Origin of the sequence: Tabrizicola sp., from assembly GCF_016793705.1 — a bacterium.
GTDB lineage: Bacteria > Pseudomonadota > Alphaproteobacteria > Rhodobacterales > Rhodobacteraceae > Tabrizicola.
This window is the reverse complement of the sequence record NZ_JAEULO010000063.1, coordinates 1-17,882: the sequence shown is the minus strand read 5'-3', so window position 1 is coordinate 17,882 and position 17,882 is coordinate 1. Positions and strand designations below refer to the sequence as shown.

17 protein-coding genes and 2 pseudogenes are annotated in these 17,882 nt (G+C 65.4%); 7 read left to right on the top strand and 12 right to left on the bottom strand.

Annotation, left to right across the window (positions count from 1 at the left end; translation table 11 throughout):
* The 4 genes and pseudogenes from glyA to JNJ68_RS15945 all read left to right on the top strand — a co-directional run.
* A pseudogene (glyA, locus tag JNJ68_RS15960) lies at nucleotides 1-286 on the top strand (serine hydroxymethyltransferase); the annotation flags it as partial.
* 87 nt (nucleotides 287-373) lie between these two features.
* Nucleotides 374-826 (top strand): hypothetical protein, encoded by a 453-nt coding sequence (locus tag JNJ68_RS15955; RefSeq protein WP_294983655.1) that lies wholly within the window; start codon nucleotides 374-376, stop codon nucleotides 824-826.
* Between the two features lie 51 nt (nucleotides 827-877).
* Nucleotides 878-1,792, top strand: a complete 915-nt coding sequence (locus JNJ68_RS15950) for an SdiA-regulated domain-containing protein (protein WP_294983654.1) — start codon at nucleotides 878-880, stop codon at nucleotides 1,790-1,792.
* 32 nt (nucleotides 1,793-1,824) lie between these two features.
* Nucleotides 1,825-2,697 carry a DUF817 domain-containing protein gene (locus JNJ68_RS15945; RefSeq protein ID WP_294983651.1) on the top strand — a complete coding sequence of 291 codons (873 nt, stop codon included), beginning with the start codon at nucleotides 1,825-1,827 and terminating at the stop codon, nucleotides 2,695-2,697.
* A 60-nt stretch (nucleotides 2,698-2,757) separates the two neighbouring features.
* Here the strand turns inward: JNJ68_RS15945 and JNJ68_RS15940 are convergent, their stop codons facing one another.
* Nucleotides 2,758-3,129, bottom strand: coding sequence for a hypothetical protein (locus JNJ68_RS15940; RefSeq protein WP_294983649.1), 372 nt, complete (start codon nucleotides 3,127-3,129; stop codon nucleotides 2,758-2,760).
* Between the two features lie 96 nt (nucleotides 3,130-3,225).
* On the opposite strand from JNJ68_RS15940, the gene JNJ68_RS15935 reads away from it, so the two are divergent.
* A complete protein-coding gene (locus JNJ68_RS15935; RefSeq protein WP_294983646.1) occupies nucleotides 3,226-3,996 on the top strand; it encodes an alpha/beta fold hydrolase in 771 nt (256 codons plus the stop codon).
* Here JNJ68_RS15935 and JNJ68_RS15930 read toward each other — a convergent pair whose 3' ends face one another.
* The 10 genes from JNJ68_RS15930 to glpD form a co-directional block, all read right to left on the bottom strand.
* The gene (locus JNJ68_RS15930) at nucleotides 3,997-4,170 is read right to left on the bottom strand and encodes a CTP synthetase (RefSeq protein WP_294983644.1); all 174 of its coding nucleotides are present in this window, start codon (nucleotides 4,168-4,170) and stop codon (nucleotides 3,997-3,999) included.
* 98 nt (nucleotides 4,171-4,268) lie between these two features.
* Entirely contained in the window at nucleotides 4,269-5,396 is a 1,128-nt protein-coding gene (locus JNJ68_RS15925; RefSeq protein ID WP_294983641.1) for an iron-containing alcohol dehydrogenase, read from the bottom strand.
* On the bottom strand, nucleotides 5,393-6,877 hold the full coding sequence (gene glpK / locus JNJ68_RS15920) for a glycerol kinase GlpK (RefSeq protein ID WP_294983638.1): 1,485 nt from the start codon (nucleotides 6,875-6,877) through the stop codon (nucleotides 5,393-5,395). Before glpK ends, JNJ68_RS15925 begins: the two co-directional genes overlap by 4 nt.
* Before the next feature lie 221 nt (nucleotides 6,878-7,098).
* The gene (locus tag JNJ68_RS15915; RefSeq protein WP_294983635.1) at nucleotides 7,099-8,820 is read right to left on the bottom strand and encodes an ABC transporter substrate-binding protein; all 1,722 of its coding nucleotides are present in this window, start codon (nucleotides 8,818-8,820) and stop codon (nucleotides 7,099-7,101) included.
* Nucleotides 8,821-8,905: 85 nt separating this feature from the next.
* The gene (locus tag JNJ68_RS15910; protein WP_294983632.1) at nucleotides 8,906-9,313 is read right to left on the bottom strand and encodes a DUF2160 domain-containing protein; all 408 of its coding nucleotides are present in this window, start codon (nucleotides 9,311-9,313) and stop codon (nucleotides 8,906-8,908) included.
* Entirely contained in the window at nucleotides 9,313-10,116 is an 804-nt protein-coding gene (locus tag JNJ68_RS15905; protein WP_294983630.1) for a carbohydrate ABC transporter permease, read from the bottom strand. Before JNJ68_RS15905 ends, JNJ68_RS15910 begins: the two co-directional genes overlap by 1 nt.
* Nucleotides 10,116-10,988 carry a sugar ABC transporter permease gene (locus JNJ68_RS15900; protein ID WP_294983627.1) on the bottom strand — a complete coding sequence of 291 codons (873 nt, stop codon included), beginning with the start codon at nucleotides 10,986-10,988 and terminating at the stop codon, nucleotides 10,116-10,118. The genes JNJ68_RS15905 and JNJ68_RS15900 overlap by 1 nt, the downstream gene beginning before the upstream one ends.
* The gene (locus JNJ68_RS15895) at nucleotides 10,988-12,073 is read right to left on the bottom strand and encodes an ABC transporter ATP-binding protein (RefSeq protein WP_294983624.1); all 1,086 of its coding nucleotides are present in this window, start codon (nucleotides 12,071-12,073) and stop codon (nucleotides 10,988-10,990) included. The genes JNJ68_RS15900 and JNJ68_RS15895 overlap by 1 nt, the downstream gene beginning before the upstream one ends.
* Complete coding sequence (locus JNJ68_RS15890; RefSeq protein WP_294983622.1) at nucleotides 12,074-13,162, bottom strand: ABC transporter ATP-binding protein; 1,089 nt, start codon at nucleotides 13,160-13,162, stop codon at nucleotides 12,074-12,076.
* Between the two features lie 10 nt (nucleotides 13,163-13,172).
* Nucleotides 13,173-14,762, bottom strand: a complete 1,590-nt coding sequence (glpD, locus tag JNJ68_RS15885; protein ID WP_294983619.1) for a glycerol-3-phosphate dehydrogenase — start codon at nucleotides 14,760-14,762, stop codon at nucleotides 13,173-13,175.
* A gap of 240 nt (nucleotides 14,763-15,002) precedes the next feature.
* Here glpD and JNJ68_RS15880 point away from each other — a divergent pair, with 240 nt between their 5' ends.
* Both JNJ68_RS15880 and JNJ68_RS15875 read left to right on the top strand, forming a co-directional pair.
* Nucleotides 15,003-15,764, top strand: coding sequence for a DeoR/GlpR family DNA-binding transcription regulator (locus tag JNJ68_RS15880; RefSeq protein ID WP_294983616.1), 762 nt, complete (start codon nucleotides 15,003-15,005; stop codon nucleotides 15,762-15,764).
* Between the two features lie 202 nt (nucleotides 15,765-15,966).
* Entirely contained in the window at nucleotides 15,967-17,256 is a 1,290-nt protein-coding gene (locus JNJ68_RS15875) for a site-specific integrase (protein WP_294983614.1), read from the top strand.
* Between the two features lie 509 nt (nucleotides 17,257-17,765).
* Here JNJ68_RS15875 and JNJ68_RS15870 read toward each other — a convergent pair.
* Nucleotides 17,766-17,882 (bottom strand): annotated as a pseudogene (locus tag JNJ68_RS15870) (IS5/IS1182 family transposase); the annotation flags it as partial.

Genomic DNA, 17,882 nt, shown 5'->3' with positions numbered 1-17,882 from the left:
CGCGACCGAGAAGGCCTTGGGTCGCGCCTGGATCACCTGCAACAAGAACGGCATCCCCTTCGACAGCGAGAAGCCGACGATCACCTCCGGCGTCCGGCTCGGCACGCCTGCGGGCACCACGCGCGGCTTCGCGGAACCCGAATTCCGCCAGATCGCCCGCTGGATCATCGAGGTGGTGGACGGCCTGGCGGCAAACGGCGAGGACGGCAACGCCGAAGTCGAAGCCCGCGTCCGCGCCGAGGTCGAGGCGCTGTGCAAACGCTTCCCGATCTATCCGGAACTCTGAGGGGGCTGATTCCGGCCCGTTGGGCAAAATAGCGCGGCGAAGTGGCTTTGCCGTGCTATCCTTCGCCGCATCGCGAAGGGGGACAACATGGTCAAATGCCTCTATGCCGAGACCTCCGGCTTCATGTTCAACGTCCATTCCCACGTCGGCACCGGAATGCCGAACCAGTTGGACGATGTCGAGTTCTGCCGTCTGGCCTATTATGTGATGCGCAAGCTTGGCCCGACCAGCAATCCGAAGTCTGCCGCCCTTGTCGCGGCCATCGCCAACGTCAAGCCCTCCGGCCCCTTCGGTCCCGATCTCGACACGGCGATCCGGGCGCATCAGGCCTATCAGGGCGGCACCCAGGACGGTCGTGTCAGCCCTGTGACCAACCCGGTCATGGCCGAAACCGGATATGGCGGCGGGCATATGTGGCTGGTCGCAATCTATGATGGCAACCTGTCCAAGCAACTGCCCGGGTCCTATCCGCGCCTCGATCTGCACCCGATGTGCGGCGCTGCCCTGCGCGCGGGCGTGCAGAAGATGTTCTCGATGTGAGGGCCCGGTGACGGACGCCGCTGCCGATAGGTTACCGGTCCGGGGGCCGCCATGCGGGTGACGCTGCGCCGTTCGCTGCTTTGGGGGGCGGGGTTGATCCTTGTCGTCGCGCTGTGGGCCAGCGGCGTCGTCGGCTTGGGCGCCCATCAGATCGCCATGCACGGCGTCCCTGCCGGGACCGCCAGCCTGCACCTTGCCGACTACCGCGTGGGGATCGAGGGGCTGCCGATCCCCGGCCTTGCCGACAACACTTCCGGCCTCACCTTCAGCCCGGCGACCGGCACGCTCTTCACCGCGATCAACCGCCCCGCCGAACTCGCCGAGCTGTCGCCCGACGGCCAGCTTCTGCGCCGCATCCCGTTGACCGGGGCCAGCGACGTCGAAGGTCTCACCCATGTCGAGGGCGACCGCTTCATCCTGGTCGACGAAGGCCGCCACCGTCTGTCCTGGGTGACGATCACCGCCGGGACCACCGGGATCGACCTCGCGACCGCGCCTTTCCTGACGCTCGACCTCGGGGCCTTCAGGAACATGGGCTTTGAGGGCATCTCCTGGGACCAGCGCCGCAAGGAGCTGGTGATCGTGCAGGAGATGTGGCCGGTCCGCGTGCTGGTGATCGGCGGGCTGGATCAGGCGGTGCAGGGCCAGGGCCTCGGCGTCACGGTGCGCGAATGGCAGCCCGACAGCTGGGCCGGGCATTTCGTCGCCGACCTGTCCTCGGTCACGGTGCATGACCCGACCGGGAACATGCTGCTCCTCAGCGACATGTCCTCGGTCCTGGCGGAATATTCCCCGGACGGCGCGCCGCTCAGCCTGATGACGCTCTGGTCCGGCTGGCACGGGTTGACCGGCTCCGTGCCCCAGGCCGAGGGCGTGGCGGTCGGCCCGGACGGCGCGGTCTTCATCGTCTCCGAGCCGAACCTCTTCTACCGCTTCGACCCCGCCGTCACGCTTTCCCAGCCTTGACGGCCGGCGCCGCCGCCTGTCTCATCCCGCGCATGACCGCCCCGGACACCCGCTCCCTCGAACACCGCATGGGCGACTGGGCCCGGGCGCGGCTGCCCTTTGCCATGGCCGAGCTGGCGATGTTCGTCCTGAAACAGGGCTGGGCCTGCCTCTTCGGCGGGCTCCTCCTGGCCGCGATCATTGCCACGAAGCTCGTCTGGCAGGCGGACTGGCCGGTCCACCGCTACGATGCCCTCTTCCTTTTCGCCATCGCCACGCAGGCCCTGTTTCTCTGGAAGAGGCTGGAAACCTGGGAGGAAGCCCGCGTCATCCTCTTGTTCCACCTCACCGGCACGGCGATGGAATGGTTCAAGGTCGACGCCGGATCCTGGGCCTATCCCGAGGCCGGAATCTTCAAGCTGATGGGCGTGCCGCTCTTCTCCGGCTTCATGTATGCCGCCGTCGGCAGCTACATGGCCCGGGTGATCCGGGTCTTCGACATGCGCTTCGCCCCCTATCCGCGCTTTGCCCTGACCGTCGCGCTGGCCGCGGCGATCTACGTCAACTTCTTCGCGCACCATTTCCTGCCCGACATCCGGCTGGCGCTCTTCCTCGCCACCGTCGCGCTTTACGGCCGTACCCGCATCTGGTTCCGCATCCATGACCGGCACTGGTGGATGCCGCTGCCCGTCGCGGCCTTCCTGTCGGCGCTCGCGCTTTGGGTGGCCGAGAACGTGGGCACCGCGACCGAGACATGGATCTATTCCGGGCAGGTCAGCGGGCAGCTTGTCAGCTTCGGGAAGCTCGGGTCGTGGTATCTGCTGCTCTATGTGGCCTTCGTGACGGTGACGCTGGTCAGCCGGTCCGCGCTGTCGGCCGAACCACTGGACCTCGAAGGGGTTCGGGCAAACCTTGCCAAATCGTAAACATTCGCAGGCAAGCCTTTGATTTCATTGCATCGAAAAATCTGTCCACCGTGGACAGAGTCAGAAGTACCCCCGCCAGGCGAGGAAGCCGAACAGCGCCACCAGCAGCACCAGCACCCCGAACCCGACCGACCCGACCATCCCCGCGAACAGCTCCCGCCGCCGCCCCACCGGGTCGATCGCGATCAGGTGCTTCACGCAGACATCATAGGCCTCCGTCACCTCGCCCATGTCGATCTGGCCCAAGAGTTTCGGGTTCTGCCCCTTCTGCGCCGACTGGGCCAAGAGCCGGCCCGCATCCCGCACCTTCTTCGGCAAGGTCCGCCCGGCCCGCTTCAGCTTGGCCGGAAGGCCGCGGCCCCCTAGCCCCAGCCTCTCTTCCAGAAGCTGGGCCACCCGATCCGCCATCTGCTGGATCGTCACCGCACTCATCCGACACCCCTCCGCCGCATCAGCCCGAACCTAGAGTTGTTCGCCGGGATGTTCAACCGCTCTGGCCTGACAGCGCAGGTAAGGCTATGGAAAACCATGCTCGCCACGATCCGCCACACCCCCCCGCAGCCGCCCGAAGCTCCGACCCTGGTCATCGCCCACGGCCTCTACGGCTCGGCCCGGAACTGGGGCGTGATCGCCCGCCGCCTGGCCGACCGGCGCGAGGTGGTTGCAGTCGATATGCGCAACCATGGCGACAGTCCCCGGTTCCCGGTGCAGGGCTACCCCGAGATGGCCGCCGACCTGGCCGAGGTGATCGAAAGCCTCGGCCCTCCGGTCGACCTGATGGGCCATTCGATGGGGGGCAAGGCCGCGATGCAGCTGGCGCTGACCCGGCCCGAATTGATCCGGCGGCTGGTGGTCGCCGACATCGCCCCGGTCGCTTACAGCCACGACCAGACCCGGAACGCGCAGGCGATGGCCGGGCTGGACCTGTCGGGGATCAAGACACGCGCCGAGGCGGATGCCGCGCTGGCCGACAGCGTCGACGACCCGGCGCTCCGCGCCTTCTTCCTGCAATCGCTGGACTTCCGCGCCCATCCGCCGCGCTGGAAGCTGAACCTCACCGTGCTGGAAGCCGAGATGACGAAGATCGTCGGCTGGCCCGGCACGCAGGGCGTGTTCCCGAACCCCACGCTGTTCCTGACCGGCGCAAGCAGCCAATATGTCCGTCCCGAACATCGTGAGGCGATCCGGGCGCTCTTTCCCAAGGCCCGCTTCGCGAAAATCCCCGAGGCGGGTCACTGGCTTCACGCCGAGCAGCCGCGCGCCTTCGAAGAGACGGTCAGGGTCTTTCTGGAAGCCTGATCATTCGATCTGCCTGGCGACGGCCCAGGATACCGGCAGGGCCAGCGCGGCCCCGGCTCCCGCCGCGATCACGATGGGCCACAGCGTGCCGTAGCCCGCCGTCAGCACGGCAATCACGCCGGTCCCGGCCATGGCGGTCGCGATCATCGAATACAGGATCATCATAAGGCGCATAGGAAACCTCCTTCGCAAGCCATGGCGAAGTCTAGCCTTTCCCGCCGCCCGCCACCTTGATCCGGGTCAACCGTAGGGCATGCAATCTGCCACCCCCCTCAGCCCCGCTCCAGAACCTCGCGCAAGCTCCGCTCCGACAGGACCACCGGGTTCCCCTTCATCGACGACGCCCCCAGCGCCGCCGCGACGATGGCCTGATGCTGCTCCTCTCGTACCCCCAGAGCCGCAAGCCCCGGCAGCCCCTCGGCCCAGGTCCAGGCCTGCAACGCCGCGGGCGCTTCTGCCGCCGTCGAACCCAGCGCTTCGGCCAGCACCGCGCAGACCTCGTCCAGCCGCGCCCGCGCCGGACCTGCCGTGGCCCTGCGGTTCGCGGCCAGCACCGGCCCCAGCAGCGCACCGCAGATCGCGCCATGCGCCGCGCCGGTCAGGCCGCCGATCACTCCGGCCAGCCCATGCACTGCGCCAAGCGCGGCATTTGCCAGCGCCAGCCCACCGCAGAGACTGACCCAGGCCATGTGGTCCCGCGCCTCCGGGTCCTCACCCTGCATCAAGCGGATCAGGGCCTGCATCCCCATGCCGATCGCCGGGCGGGCCAGCGCGTCGGTGTAGCGGGTGGCCTTGATCGAGACATAGGGTTCGATCACCTGCGTCACCGCATCGAGACCCGAGGCAAGCGTCACCCCCTTCGGGCAACCATCGGTCAGTGCCGGGTCAACAATGGCCAGCCGGGCGACCATCCGGTCGTCACGCAAAGAGACCTTGCGGCCAAGGTCCGGCAGGCCGATGACCGCGTTTTTCGTGACCTCCGCCCCCGTCCCCGCCGTGGTCGGCAAGGCGATAAACGGCAAGGGATCGGCCTTCAGCGGCAGACCCTTTCCCACCACCTCCAGATGCTCCATCGGCCCGTCGGGCGCGGGGACCAGCGCAGCCAGCGCCTTGCCAAGGTCGAGCGCCGCGCCCCCACCGAGCGATGCCACCCAGTCCGGACGATGGTTGCGGGCGGCGGTCAGGGAGGCTTCCAGCTCCGCCAGCGTCGGCTCCCCCGCGCAGGGGAGTGCGAGCGTGTCCGGCCCCAGCGACTCAACCAACCAGGCCGCCCGGTCGGGGTTCGCCCCATGGACCACCACCCCGCGCGGGCCGAAGGCGCGGATCAGCGCAGGGGCCTTCGCGGCCTCACCCCGGCCGAAGAGAATACGTCCCGGCGCGGTGATGCCGAAGGGGGTCATACGCTCATCGTGGCGGTGACGGCCTTGCCCCAGCGGGCGTATTTGGCCTCGCGGGTCTTTTCGTCCATCGCGGGCGTGAAGCGGCGGTCGAGCGCCCAGGATGTCGCGAATTCCTCTGGCCCGCCGATGACCTGTGCCTGCATCGCTGCAAGGTAGGCAGCGCCGAGCGCGGTGGTCTCGGTAACCTTCGGCCGGTCCACCGGCGCGCCCAGGATGTCGGCGAGGAACTGCATGGTCCAGTCGCTGGCGGTCATCCCGCCATCGACCCGAAGCACGCCGTCGGCCGCCGTGCCCCAGTCCGCCCGCATCGCCTCAAGGAGATCGCGGGTCTGGTAGCCGACGCTTTCCAGTGCGGCGCGGGCGAATTCGGCGGGACCGGAGTTGCGGGTCAGGCCGTAGACCGCGCCCCGGCAGTCGGGCCGCCAATAGGGCGCGCCTAGGCCGGTGAAGGCGGGGACGAGGATCACGCCCTGCGCCTCCTCGGCCTTCTGGGCCAAGGGCTGCGTCTCCTTCGCCTCGCGGATGATCCTGAGGCCGTCGCGCAGCCACTGGACCACGGCCCCGGCGATGAAGATCGAGCCTTCGAGGGCGTAGGTGGGCTTCCCCTGCAGCTGGTAGGCGATGGTGGTGAGGAGGCGGTTCTTCGACGGAACCATGTCCTTGCCCGTGTTCAGAAGGGCGAAGCAGCCGGTGCCGTAGGTGGATTTCATCATGCCGGGCTGGAAGCAGGCCTGGCCGACTGTCGCCGCCTGCTGGTCGCCTGCGACGCCGAGGATCGGGATCTCGCGGCCGAAGAGGTCCGGGCGGGTGGTGCCGAAGGGGGCGGCGCAGTCGCGGACCTCGGGCAGGAGGGAGAGGGGGATGTCGAGAAGGCGGCAGATGTCTTCGTCCCAGGCTCCCTTGGCGATGTTGTAGAGCAGGGTACGGGAGGCATTGGTGGCGTCGGTGGCGTGAACCTTGCCGCCGGTGAGGTTCCAGATCAGCCAGGTGTCGACCGTTCCGAAGGCAAGGTCGCCGCGGTCGGCTTTCGCCCTCGCACCCTCCACATGGTCGAGGAGCCACTTGACCTTCGTTCCCGAGAAGTAGGGGTCGAGGAGGAGGCCGGTCTTGGCGGTGATCATCGGCTCGTGGCCTGCGGCCTTCAGGGTGGCGCAGGTGTCGGCGGTGCGGCGGTCCTGCCAGACGATCGCCGGGTGGATCGGCTGGCCGGTTCGGCGGTCCCAGATCAGGGTCGTCTCGCGCTGGTTGGTGATGCCGATGGCGGCGATGCTGGCGGGCTTGCCCCCGGCCTTCTCGATGGCCGCCCGTGCCGTCGCGGCCACGGTAGACCAGAGGTCGGCGGGGTCATGCTCGACCCAGCCGGGGTGGGGGTAGTGTTGGGAAAACTCTTCCTGGGCCTGGGCGACGGGGCGGAGGGAGGCGTCGAACAGGATCGCACGGGAGGAGGTGGTGCCTTGGTCGATGGCGAGGATATGGGTCATTTGCGGCAGCCTGCGGGAAGAAGTGTCCACGGTGGACAAACGCTGATGTATGAGCGATTCCAATGGATTGATCGCGGACGTTAGGGAAATCTTAACCTGTGGTCGGAGCCGGACACCAGCGCCGGGAGACAAGAATTTCAAGGAAAATTCTTGCCAAATTTCTTACTCAAGAAATTTGGGACCGGGCGGAACTGGTGCGCTCCGCCCGGGCTCGTGTCAGCTTACTGCCAGGACTTGATCAGCTCGTCGTAGCTGATGGTTTCGGGCGTCGGATCCTCGTTCTCCAGCTTGGCGACCGGGGCGCCCGGCGCGTCAAGCCAGACCTGGGCATCCTGCGGCTCGTTCATCTTCGGGCCGATGTCGCCCTGGACGCCGGACTTCTCGATCCGCTCCAGCACCTTTTCCTGCTCTTCGCAGAGGGAATCAAGCGCTTCCTGCGGGGTTTTCGCCCCCGACATGGCATCGCCGATGTTCTGCCACCAGAGCTGCGCCATCTTCGGATAGTCCGGGATGTTCGTCCCCGTCGGCGACCACTGGACGCGGGCCGGCGAACGGTAGAACTCGATCAGACCACCGAGCTTGGGCGCGCGGTCGGTGAAGTGCTGGCTGTCGATGGTCGACTGACGGATGAAGGTCAGGCCGACGTCGGACTTCTTGAGGTCCACCGTCTTCGACACCACGAACTGAGCGTAAAGCCATGCGGCCTGCGCTCGGTCGACCGGGGTCGATTCCATCAGCGTCCAGGAGCCCGCGTCCTGGTAGCCGATCTTCTGGCCTTTCTGCCAATAGGCGCCGTGCGGCGAGGGGGCCATGCGCCACTTGGGCGTGCCGTCCTCGTTCATCACGGGCGTTCCGGGCGCAACCGAGGCCGCGGTGAAGGCGGTGTACCAGAACATCTGCTGGGCGATCGCACCCTGGGCGGGAACCGGACCGGCTTCGCCGAAGGTCATGCCTTGGGCTTCCGGCGGCGAGTATTTCTGCAACCACTCGATCGCCTTGGTCACGGCATAGACCGCCGCCGCGTCGTTGGTGGAGCCGCCGCGCGTCACGCAGGAACCGACGGGGCGCGAATTTTCATCGACGCGGACGCCCCATTCGTCGACCGGCAACCCGTTCGGTTCACCCACGTCGCCCATGCCGGCCATCGACATCCAGGCGTCGGTGTAGCGCCAGCCGAGGGACGGGTCCTTCTTGCCGTAGTCCATGTTGCCATAGACCCCGGTCGCCGGGCCGCCGATGTAGGACATATCGCGGCCGGTGAAGAATTCCGCGATGTCCTCGTAGGCAGACCAGTTGACCGGAACGCCGAGGTCATAGCCGTACTTGGCCTTGAAGTCCTCCATGGTCTTCGGATCGGTGAACCAGTCGTAGCGGAACCAGTAAAGGTTCGCGAACTGCTGGTCGGGCAGTTGGTAGAGCTTGCCGTCCGGCCCGGTGGTGAAGGACGTGCCGATGAAATCGGCCAAGTCGAGGCCGGGGTTGGTCACCGCCGCACCATCGCCAGCCATCCAGTCGGTCAGGTTGCGGGCCTGCTGGTAGCGCCAGTGGGTGCCGATCAGGTCCGAGTCGTTGACATAGGCGTCATAGATGTTTTCGCCGGTCTGCATCTGCGTCTGCAGCTTCTCGACCACGTCGCCTTCGCCGATCAGGTCATGCGTCACCTTGATGCCGGTGATCGCGGTGAAAGCCGGGGCCAGCACCTGCGATTCATAGACGTGGGTGTCGATGGTTTCCGAGACGACCTTGATCTCCATGCCCGCATAGGGCTTGGCCGCGTCGATGAACCATTGCATCTCGGCTTCCTGCCCGGCGCGGTCCAGCACCGAAAGGTCGCCGATTTCCTTGTCGAGGAAGGCTTTCGCGGCCTCGATGTCGGCCCAGGCGGGGGCCTGCATCGCCATCAGCGCAAGCGCCATGGCTGTTGCGGTTGAACGAAGTCTCATGTGAATCCTCCCAGATTGTGAGACGTTTCGGTTCGTTGCCCCGGGCGGGTCTTCCGCCCCCGCCCGGGGGTCTTCAGTGCCCTGCCTAGACCCAGCGAAAGACCGCTGCGGCATAGGCCAGGGAGAGGATAAACGCGCCCCAAAGCAGATCGGGGCCCGCGAAGAAGAGCCAGGCCAAATGGATGAAGGCCGAGCCCAGAAGGGTGATGAAGAGCCGGTCGCCGCGCGTCGTCTCGATCCGCAGCACGCCGACGCGCGGGGTTTCGGGGAAGCGGATTGCAAGCAGCGTCATGATGATCAGCAAACCCGCGATGCACCAGAAGAAGAGCGCGACCGGGAAGGTCCAGGCCATCCAGAAGCCGGGGATCAGTTGCCCGGTCCATTCCCGCACGCCGTCTTCGTCGACGGGGACGGCCCAGAGCAGGAGGGCAAGGATCGCGGCCATGATCAGCGCAAGGGTGAGGTAGATCGGGGTCCAGCGCGTTTGTGACATCACACCCTCCCCAGGGCGAAGCCCTTGGCGATGTAGTTGCGGACGAAGTAGATCACGAGCGCACCCGGCACGAGGGTCAGGACCCCTGCGGCGGCCAGCACGCCCCAATCCATGCCGGAGGCGCTGACCGTGCGGGTCATCGTTGCGGCGATGGGCTTGGCGTCGGTGGTGGTCAGCGTACGGGACAGCAGCAGCTCGACCCAGGAGAACATGAAGCAGAAGAAGGCGGCGACGCCGATGCCGGAGGCGATGAGCGGCATGAAGATCTTCACGAAGAAGCGGGGGAAGGAGTAGCCGTCGATATAGGCGGTCTCGTCGATCTCCTTCGGCACCCCGCGCATGAAGCCTTCCAGGATCCAGACCGCGAGGGGGACGTTGAAGAGGCAATGCGCCAAAGCGACGGCGATATGGGTGTCGATCAGGCCCATCGCGGAATAAAGCTGGAAGAAGGGCAGCGCGAAGACGGCGGGCGGCGACATGCGGTTGGTCAGGAGCCAGAAGAACAGGTGCTTGTCGCCCATGAAGTTGTAGCGGCTGAAGGCATAGGCGGCCGGCAGGGCCACGGTGATCGAGATGACCGTGTTCATCACCACGTAGATCAGCGAGTTGACATAGCCCATGTACCAGCTGGGATCGGTCAGGATGACCGCGTAGTTGCGGAATGTCAGGTTCGTGGGGAACAGGGTGAAGGTCGAGGTGATCTCGGTGTTGGTCTTCAGGCTCATGTTCAAAAGCCAGTAGATCGGGATCAGCAGGAACAGCAGGTAGGCCGTCATGACAACGGCGTTGGAGCGGATGCGCATCAGCGGGCCTCCTCACGGTCGAGGTTGGTCATCACGGTGTAGAAGACCCATGAGATCAAGAGGATGACGAGGAAGTACATGATCGAGAATGCAGCGGCGGGGCCGAGGTCGAACTGGCCGGTCGCCATCTTGGCGAGGTCGATGGACAGGAAGGTGGTGGAGTTGCCGGGGCCGCCGCCGGTGACGACGAAGGGCTCGGTATAGATCATGAAGCTGTCCATGAAGCGCAGGAGCACGGCGATGAGAAGGACGCCCTTCATCTTCGGCAGTTCGATGTAGCGGAAGACGGACCAGCGCGTCGCCTGGTCGATGCGGGCGGCCTGGTAATAGGCCTGGGGGATGGACTGGAGGCCGGCGTAGCAGAGGAGCGCCACCAGCGAGGTCCAGTGCCAGACGTCCATGACGACGACGGTGATCCAGGCGTCGATGGGATCGTTGGTGTAGTTGTAGTCGATGCCCATCGCGGCGAGGGTGTGGCCGAGGAGGCCGATGTCGACGCGGCCGAAGATCTGCCAGATGGTGCCGACGACGTTGAAGGGGATGAGGAGCGGCAGGGCCATCAGGACCAGGCAGAACGAGGCCCAGAAGCCCGACTTCGGCATGTTGAGCGCGATGAAGATGCCAAGCGGCACCTCGATGGCGAGAATGATCAGCGAGAACAGGACCTGACGGCCAAGGGCCTCGTGCAGGCGGTCCGAGGTGATCTGATCCTCGAACCAGTCGAGACCGGCCCAGAAGAACTGGTTGTTCCCGAAAGTGTCGTTGAAAGCGTAGTTGACCACGGTCATCAGCGGCAGGACGGCCGAGAAGGCCACCAGCACGAGAACCGGAAGCACCAGGAACCAGGCCTTGTTGTTCTGGGTCTTGTCCATCACGAGGCCCCCCCAACCTTCTCGGCGGGCGCGATGCGCCAGTCGTTTGCGTAGACGTTGATCTTGCCCGGCGCGAAGCTGACGCGGGGGTCGGCGGGGACGGTCATGCCTTCGGGCAGGATCGCGTTCAGGGGCTGGCCCTGGAACTCGGCCCGGACGATGCGGTGACGGCCCACATCCTCGACCCGCTTCACGGTGACGGGCAGACCTTCGCCCGAGACGGTCACATAGTCCGGGCGAATGCCGATCTGGGTGCGGCCGGTGGTCGGCCCATAGGTCGCACCCAGAGGCACCGAGACGGTCCCCAGTCTCGCCTCGGTTCCGGTCAGTTCGGCGTCGAACAGGTTCATCCCCGGCGAGCCGATGAAATAGCCGACGAAGGTGTGGGCCGGGGTCTCGAACAGCTCTTCCGGCGTCCCCATCTGCACAACGCGGCCATCGTGCATCACGACGACCTTCTGCGCGAAGGTCAGCGCCTCGGTCTGGTCGTGGGTGACGTAGATCATCGTGTGGCCGAACTCGCGGTGCAACGATTTCAGCTGGGTCCGCAACTCCCATTTCATGTGCGGGTCGATCACTGTGAGCGGTTCGTCGAAGAGGATGGCGTTCACGTCCTCGCGCACCATGCCGCGGCCAAGGCTGATCTTCTGCTTGGCGTCGGCAGTCAGGCCACGGGCCTTGCGGTTCAGGATGTCCTCCATCCCGATCATCTGGGCGATCTGGCCGACGCGCTTGGCGATATAGGCCGCATCCATGCCCCGGTTGCGCAGAGGGAAGGCGAGGTTGTCGCGCACGGTCATCGTGTCGTAGACGACGGGGAACTGGAACACCTGGGCAATGTTGCGTTCGGTGGTCGCGGCATCGGTGACGTCGCGGTCACCGAACAGGACGCGACCCTGCGACGGGCGGACGAGGCCGGAGATGATGTTCAGAAGCGTGGTCTTGCCGCAGCCGGAGGCGCCAAGGAGCGCATAGGCGCCGCCGTCCTGCCAGACATGGTCCATTTCCTTCAGCGCGTAGTCGGCCTCGCCCTTGGGATTGGGCAGGTAGCTGTGGGCGAGTTTTGAAAGCGTGATCCGGGACATTCAGGCCGCCATCGCGTAAGGGGCGGGCGCGGCGAGGCGACCCGTGGTGTCGAACAGGTAGACATGGGCGGGATCGACGAAGATCGAGGTCTGGGACCCCGCCCGAAGCGGGTGAACGCCATGGACCAGTCCGACCCAGCGGTCGGGTCCGTGGGTCAGGTGGACGAAGGTTTCCGACCCGGTGATCTCGGTCGCGCCGAGAATGCAGCGGAATTCCACCGCATCGCCGGAATGGCGGTTCAGCGTGACATGGTTCGCCCGGAAGCCCGCCATGTAGCTGCCGTCGGGCAGGTCACGTGTCGCGCCGTTGGCCGGGGCATGGGCGCTTTCGCCGAAGGTCAGGCGCTGGCCTTCCTTCTGGCAGGGGACGAAGTTCATCGGCGGGTCGGAGAAGACCCGGGCGGTCGTCGCGTCCTCGGGCATCCGGTAGACGCTGGGGGTCGGGCCGAATTGCGTGACCCGGCCTTCCCAAAGCGTCGCCGTGTTGCCACCGAGGAGCAGCGCCTCCTCCGGTTCGGTGGTCGCATAGACGAAGATCGCGCCCGATGCCTCGAAGATGCGGGGGATTTCGATGCGCAACTCCTCGCGCAGCTTGTAGTCGAGGTTGGCGAGCGGTTCGTCCAGGAGTACCAGCCCGGCGCCCTTGACCAGCGCCCGCGCCAGCGCACAGCGCTGTTGTTGACCGCCTGAAAGCTCCAGCGGCTTGCGGGTCAGCATCGGCGTCAGGCGCAGCATCTCGGCGGTCTGGCGGACGGATTTGTCGATCTCGGCGCTGGCCTTGCCCATCAGGCGCAGGGGCGAGGCGATGTTTTCGTAGACCGTCAGGCCGGGGTAATTGATGAACTGCTGGTAGACCATGGCGACCTTGCGGTCCTGCACCTTGACGCCGGTGACATCGGCCCCTTCCCAGAGGATGCGCCCGGTCGAGGGCTTGTCGAGCCCTGCCATCAGCCGCATGAGCGTGGTCTTGCCCGAGAGCGTCGGCCCCAGAAGGACATTCATCGTCCCGTTTTCCAGGCGCAGGTCGGTGGGGTGGATATGAACCCTGCCCCCGACCGACCGCGATACGCCCTGAAGTTCCAGCGTCATCCCGTTCCCCCTATTCCGCCGCCGGGCTGATGGCCCGCGCGGCGCCCGCCATGAAGCGGTCAAGCGTTTCGATCTGGTCGGCGGTCATCCGCAGCCCCAGCTTGGAGCGGCGCCAGACGATATCTGCCGCCGACAGCGCAAATTCCTGTGACATCAGCCAGCGGACCTCGGCCTCGGTCAGCGTGGCGCCGAAATCCTGGCCCAGCGCGTCTGGCGTCGTTGCAGTGCCGACGATCTGCGCGGCCTCGGTGCCATAGGCGCGGATCAAGCGGGCCGCCCAGTAGTCGGTGAGGAACGGATGCGCAGCTTTCAGCGCGGCGGTCAGCGCGGCCACACCGTCATGCGGAAAGTCGCCTCCGGGCAGCGCCACGCGGGCGGTCCATGCGGGTTTCGCCTGCGGGAAGAAGGGCATCAGCTTGGCCAGCGCTGATTCGGCGAGGCGGCGGTAGGTGGTGATCTTGCCGCCGAAGACGTTCAAGAGCGGTGGGCCGTTCTCGTCCAGCTTCAGCACATAGTCGCGGGTCGCAGCGGTGGCCGATTTCGCCCCGTCGTTGTACAGCGGCCGGACGCCGGAATAGCTCCAGACCACATCATCCCGCGTGAGGGCTTTCGCGAAATACTGGTTGGCGAAGGCCAGCAGGTAATCGCGTTCCTCATCGGTGCAGCGCGCATCGCCCGGAGCGGACTGGTGGTCCTTGTCGGTGGTGCCGATCAGGGTGAAGTCCTGCTCGTAGGGGATGGCGAAGATGATGCGGCCGTCGGAACCCTGGAAGAAGTAGCAGCGGTCGTGATCGAAAAGCTTTTTCGTGACGATGTGGCTGCCCCGGACCAGGCGGACGCCCTCGGTCGGGTTCAGGTGGGCGACGTTGCGGATCACGTCCATGACCCAGGGGCCACCGGCGTTGACAAGCGCGCGGGCATTGTAGGTTTCGGGTCCGTGCGGGCCTTCGGTGGTGATGTGCCAGAGGCCATTGCGGCGTTCGGCGCTGGTGACGCGGGTCCGGGTCAGGATGCGTGCACCCCGCCGGGCGGCATCGCGGGCGTTCAGCGCGACAAGGCGGGAGTCTTCCACCCAGCAATCGGAATATTCGAAGGCCTTGGCGAACTTCGGCTTCAGCGGCTTGCCCGCCGGGTCTTTCGTCAGGTCCAGCGTCCGGGTCGCGGGCAGGATCTTCCGGCCGCCCATGGTGTCATATATATAGAGCCCGAGCCGGATCAGCCAGTCGGGCCGCCGTCCGCGCGTCCAGGGCATGGTCCAGCTGAGAAGGCGCGAGGTGGGCGTGTCGCTCTCGAAGCGCATGTCGGGCGACAGCGGCAGCACGAAGCGCATCGGCCAGGAGATGTGCGGCATGGCGACCAGGAGGGTCTCGCGCTCTTCCAGCGCCTCACGGACGAGGCGGAACTCGAAATATTCCAGATAGCGCAATCCGCCGTGGAAGAGCTTGGTCGAGGCCGAGGAGGTGCCCTGTGCCAGGTCGCCCTGTTCGGCCAGCGTGACCGACAGCCCACGCCCGGTGGCGTCGCGGGCGATGCCGCAGCCATTGATGCCGCCACCGATGATGAAGAGGTCGGATGCAACCTCTGCGGTTCTGTCACTCAAGTCGGGTCCTCCCCCGGGACGAAAACTGCGCTGATTGTCACAACTTCGTCAACGAGAATTTTTCGCTTTTGCGCGCTTTTGTTCAAAGCGAACATTTCAGCCAGTTCGATTGCGCAACTAGAGCGATACTTTCTGCAAACGCAAATTACCGCGCACCTGCGCAAACGAAAAAGTCGCTGACAGGAAAGCAGCGCCGTGGCAGAAAGCCGGAACGCGGATATCGAAGGAAAAGGAACAGGCGTGGCGCTGAACTTCCGGCAGACCGAGATTCTGGAACTGGCCCGGGCCGAGGGCCGGGTGGTGGTCGAGGATCTGGCGGCGCGATTCGATGTCACCTTGCAGACGATCCGGCGCGACCTGTCGGACCTTGCCGATGCCGGGCATCTGGACCGGGTGCATGGCGGGGCGGTCCTGCGCACCGGGGTCGCGAACATCGGCTACGAGGCGCGGCGGCGGATGAACGAGGGCGCGAAGACCGCCATCGCCCGCGCCTGCGCGGCGGCGATCCCGGACAATTGCAGCCTGATCCTGAACCTCGGCACCACAACAGAAGCGGTGGCGCGGGAGTTGCTGGCGCATCGCAACATCACGGTGATCACCAACAACATGAACGTGGCGAACATCCTTGTCGCCAATCCCGGCTGCGAGATCGTGGTCGCTGGCGGCGCACTAAGGCGGACGGACGGCGGGCTAGTGGGCGAGTTGACCACGCAGTTCTTCGAGCAGTTCAAGGTCGATTACGCGGTGATCGGGGTTTCCGCGCTGGACCGGGATGGCGACCTCCTGGACTTCGACCTGGCGGAAGTGCGGGTGTCGAAGGCGATCATCCAGCAGTCGCGGCGGTGTTTTCTGGTCTGCGACCATTCCAAGCTGGACCGCTCGGCCCCGGCGCGGCTGGCGTCGCTGTCCGAGATCACGACGCTGTTCACCGACCAGCCCCTGCCGGGCGAGTTGATGCGGAAATGCGAAGCCTGGGAGACCGGGGTGCAGATCGCGGTCTGAGGCATCAGCGACCGGGTGTCAGCAAGGGGGGATGGTGGAGCAGAGGACCGCCATTCCGCCATCGCATCCCGTGACATGGCGTCAGAGCCTCCTGACGATAGCCCCTTATATCACAGTGACTTCTGTGGGGCGTCGTCGCAGGACGTTGCGTCCCATCGCTTCCAATGCTATTCTTTTAGGTGGGTAAGATGGGGGCTATGCCTTGCCGCGCGTTGCCAAGGAACTTGGTCCGCTGGACGTGAAGCGAGCTACGCACGCCGGGGGCAAGGGCAACACCATGCTCCCGGTCGGAGGCGTTGCCGGTCTTTACCTGCAAATCACCCCAAAGGACGGCAAGACGTGGATATTGCGCGCGGCGATGGCGGGCAGGCGCGCGGAGATTGGCCTTGGCGGCTTCCCGACTGTAACGCTTGCCCAGGCGCGCGACAAAGCGCGGGAAGCGCGAGACAAGATAGAGCGCGGCGTTGACCCTATGGCCGAACGCAGGGCTGCCCGAGAGGCTCTGGCAGCTTCCGGGCGACGTGGCCTGACCTTCGCTGAGGCAGCCAACCGATACCTGGACGCGAAGCTTGACGCCTACCGGAACGAAAAGCACCGCTACCAGTGGCGGGCGACCTTGGAACAACTCGCTTTCCCGGTCCTAGGAAAGATGCCGGTCGCCGCGATTACCGTTCAGGATGTTCTGCAAGTCCTGCACCCGATCTGGACCGACCGCACCGAAACGGCGTCCCGGCTACGCGGGCGGATCGAAGCTGTCCTTTCTTGGGCTACGGTTTCGGGCCACCGCGCTGGCGACAATCCCGCGCGCTGGGCAGGTAACCTAAAGGAACTCCTGCCCGCCCCTTCCAAGGTCAAAGCGAAGGGCAATCAGCCCGCACTTGGCCTAGATGATGCCCCCCGCTGGTTCACTGCCATTCGGCAACGCGAGGGCTTCGGCCCAAGAGCTTTGGAGTTTGCTGCACTGACCGCCTCCCGATCAGGGGAAGTCCGGGGGGCGGCTTGGTCGGAAATAGACTTGGATCGCGCCCTTTGGGTTGTTCCCGGCGAGCGGATGAAGATGGGCAAGGAACACCGCGTTCCCTTAACTGCCGCCGCGCTGGCGCTGCTTAAGGCTCTACCGAGGCTCGACGGCAGCGATCTGGTCTTCCCGTCTAGCAAGGGCGGGCAGCTTTCAGACATGACCCTTTCGGCAACCATGCGGCGCTTGCATGAGGCAGATATTGCAGCGGAGCGCCCCGGCTTCGTGGACCGCGTGAGCAAGCGCCCTGCCGTGCCGCATGGCTTGCGCAGCACGTTTCGCGACTGGGCGGCAGAGCGGACGCAATACCCCGGCGAAATGGCAGAAGTGGCCCTCGCCCACCGGATCAACAACGTGGTGGAAGCCGCATACCGGCGCGGGGATATGGTCGAGAAGCGGCGGCGGATGATGGCAGATTGGGCTGACTTCCTGTCTGGCCGGGCGCTGGGCGGCAACGTGGTGAGGATCGGCTGATGTGGTGCCCAGACGGTTATCTCACCTTGGATGAAATTCGGCGGCGAATATTGAGCATTTGTAGGGAATACATCTACAGGCACTATCTTCTCGATGGCGTTGATCTCTCGCGAGACGCAGAGTTGCCGCCGGGTGTATCCGAACTAGCGTGGGCAACGAGCGGTTGGCTCCTGGTTGATTTCCTACGATATGGACGGTGGTCTGTTTCCTCCACCGGAGGCTCAGTAGTGACTGTCCAACTGGGCAGTATCGTCAGAGGTATGGAGGCACATCGTAGAGACGCTGACGAGATTTACAGGTCAGCCCACTACAATCCCCTTATTTCGATTGGTCCGCCGACAAAGGCATGGATTGACGCGTATGCCAAAGGCTGTTTTGAGAAACCATCCTTTGTTAATCTGAACGTGGGCTTCGTTCGTTTGCCTTCTTTGCTAGAAGGCGTAAGACTGCTGTTGCCGCTAATCTATGCTACAGGGATTGATCGGTTAGGGTCAGGACTCGTTCTCGCATCATAACCAGAACATGACCGTTGCGGCGAGGGCGACAGCGGAGAGGAAGACCTTCGGGCATCTGTCGTAGCGTGTTGCGATCCGCCGCCAGTCCTTGAGCCGCCCGAACATGATCTC

What these genes read in the sequence shown, in the direction of transcription:
- JNJ68_RS15955 (WP_294983655.1), top strand. Translation starts at nt 374, where the DNA reads ATGGTCAAATGCCTCTATGCCGAGACCTCCGGCTTCATGTTCAACGTC.
- JNJ68_RS15950 (WP_294983654.1), top strand. Translation starts at nt 878, where the DNA reads ATGCGGGTGACGCTGCGCCGTTCGCTGCTTTGGGGGGCGGGGTTGATC.
- JNJ68_RS15945 (WP_294983651.1), top strand. Translation starts at nt 1,825, where the DNA reads ATGACCGCCCCGGACACCCGCTCCCTCGAACACCGCATGGGCGACTGG.
- JNJ68_RS15940 (WP_294983649.1), bottom strand. Translation starts at nt 3,129, where the DNA reads ATGAGTGCGGTGACGATCCAGCAGATGGCGGATCGGGTGGCCCAGCTT.
- JNJ68_RS15935 (WP_294983646.1), top strand. Translation starts at nt 3,226, where the DNA reads ATGCTCGCCACGATCCGCCACACCCCCCCGCAGCCGCCCGAAGCTCCG.
- JNJ68_RS15930 (WP_294983644.1), bottom strand. Translation starts at nt 4,170, where the DNA reads ATGCGCCTTATGATGATCCTGTATTCGATGATCGCGACCGCCATGGCC.
- JNJ68_RS15925 (WP_294983641.1), bottom strand. Translation starts at nt 5,396, where the DNA reads ATGACCCCCTTCGGCATCACCGCGCCGGGACGTATTCTCTTCGGCCGG.
- glpK (WP_294983638.1), bottom strand. Translation starts at nt 6,877, where the DNA reads ATGACCCATATCCTCGCCATCGACCAAGGCACCACCTCCTCCCGTGCG.
- JNJ68_RS15915 (WP_294983635.1), bottom strand. Translation starts at nt 8,820, where the DNA reads ATGAGACTTCGTTCAACCGCAACAGCCATGGCGCTTGCGCTGATGGCG.
- JNJ68_RS15910 (WP_294983632.1), bottom strand. Translation starts at nt 9,313, where the DNA reads ATGTCACAAACGCGCTGGACCCCGATCTACCTCACCCTTGCGCTGATC.
- JNJ68_RS15905 (WP_294983630.1), bottom strand. Translation starts at nt 10,116, where the DNA reads ATGCGCATCCGCTCCAACGCCGTTGTCATGACGGCCTACCTGCTGTTC.
- JNJ68_RS15900 (WP_294983627.1), bottom strand. Translation starts at nt 10,988, where the DNA reads ATGGACAAGACCCAGAACAACAAGGCCTGGTTCCTGGTGCTTCCGGTT.
- JNJ68_RS15895 (WP_294983624.1), bottom strand. Translation starts at nt 12,073, where the DNA reads ATGTCCCGGATCACGCTTTCAAAACTCGCCCACAGCTACCTGCCCAAT.
- JNJ68_RS15890 (WP_294983622.1), bottom strand. Translation starts at nt 13,162, where the DNA reads ATGACGCTGGAACTTCAGGGCGTATCGCGGTCGGTCGGGGGCAGGGTT.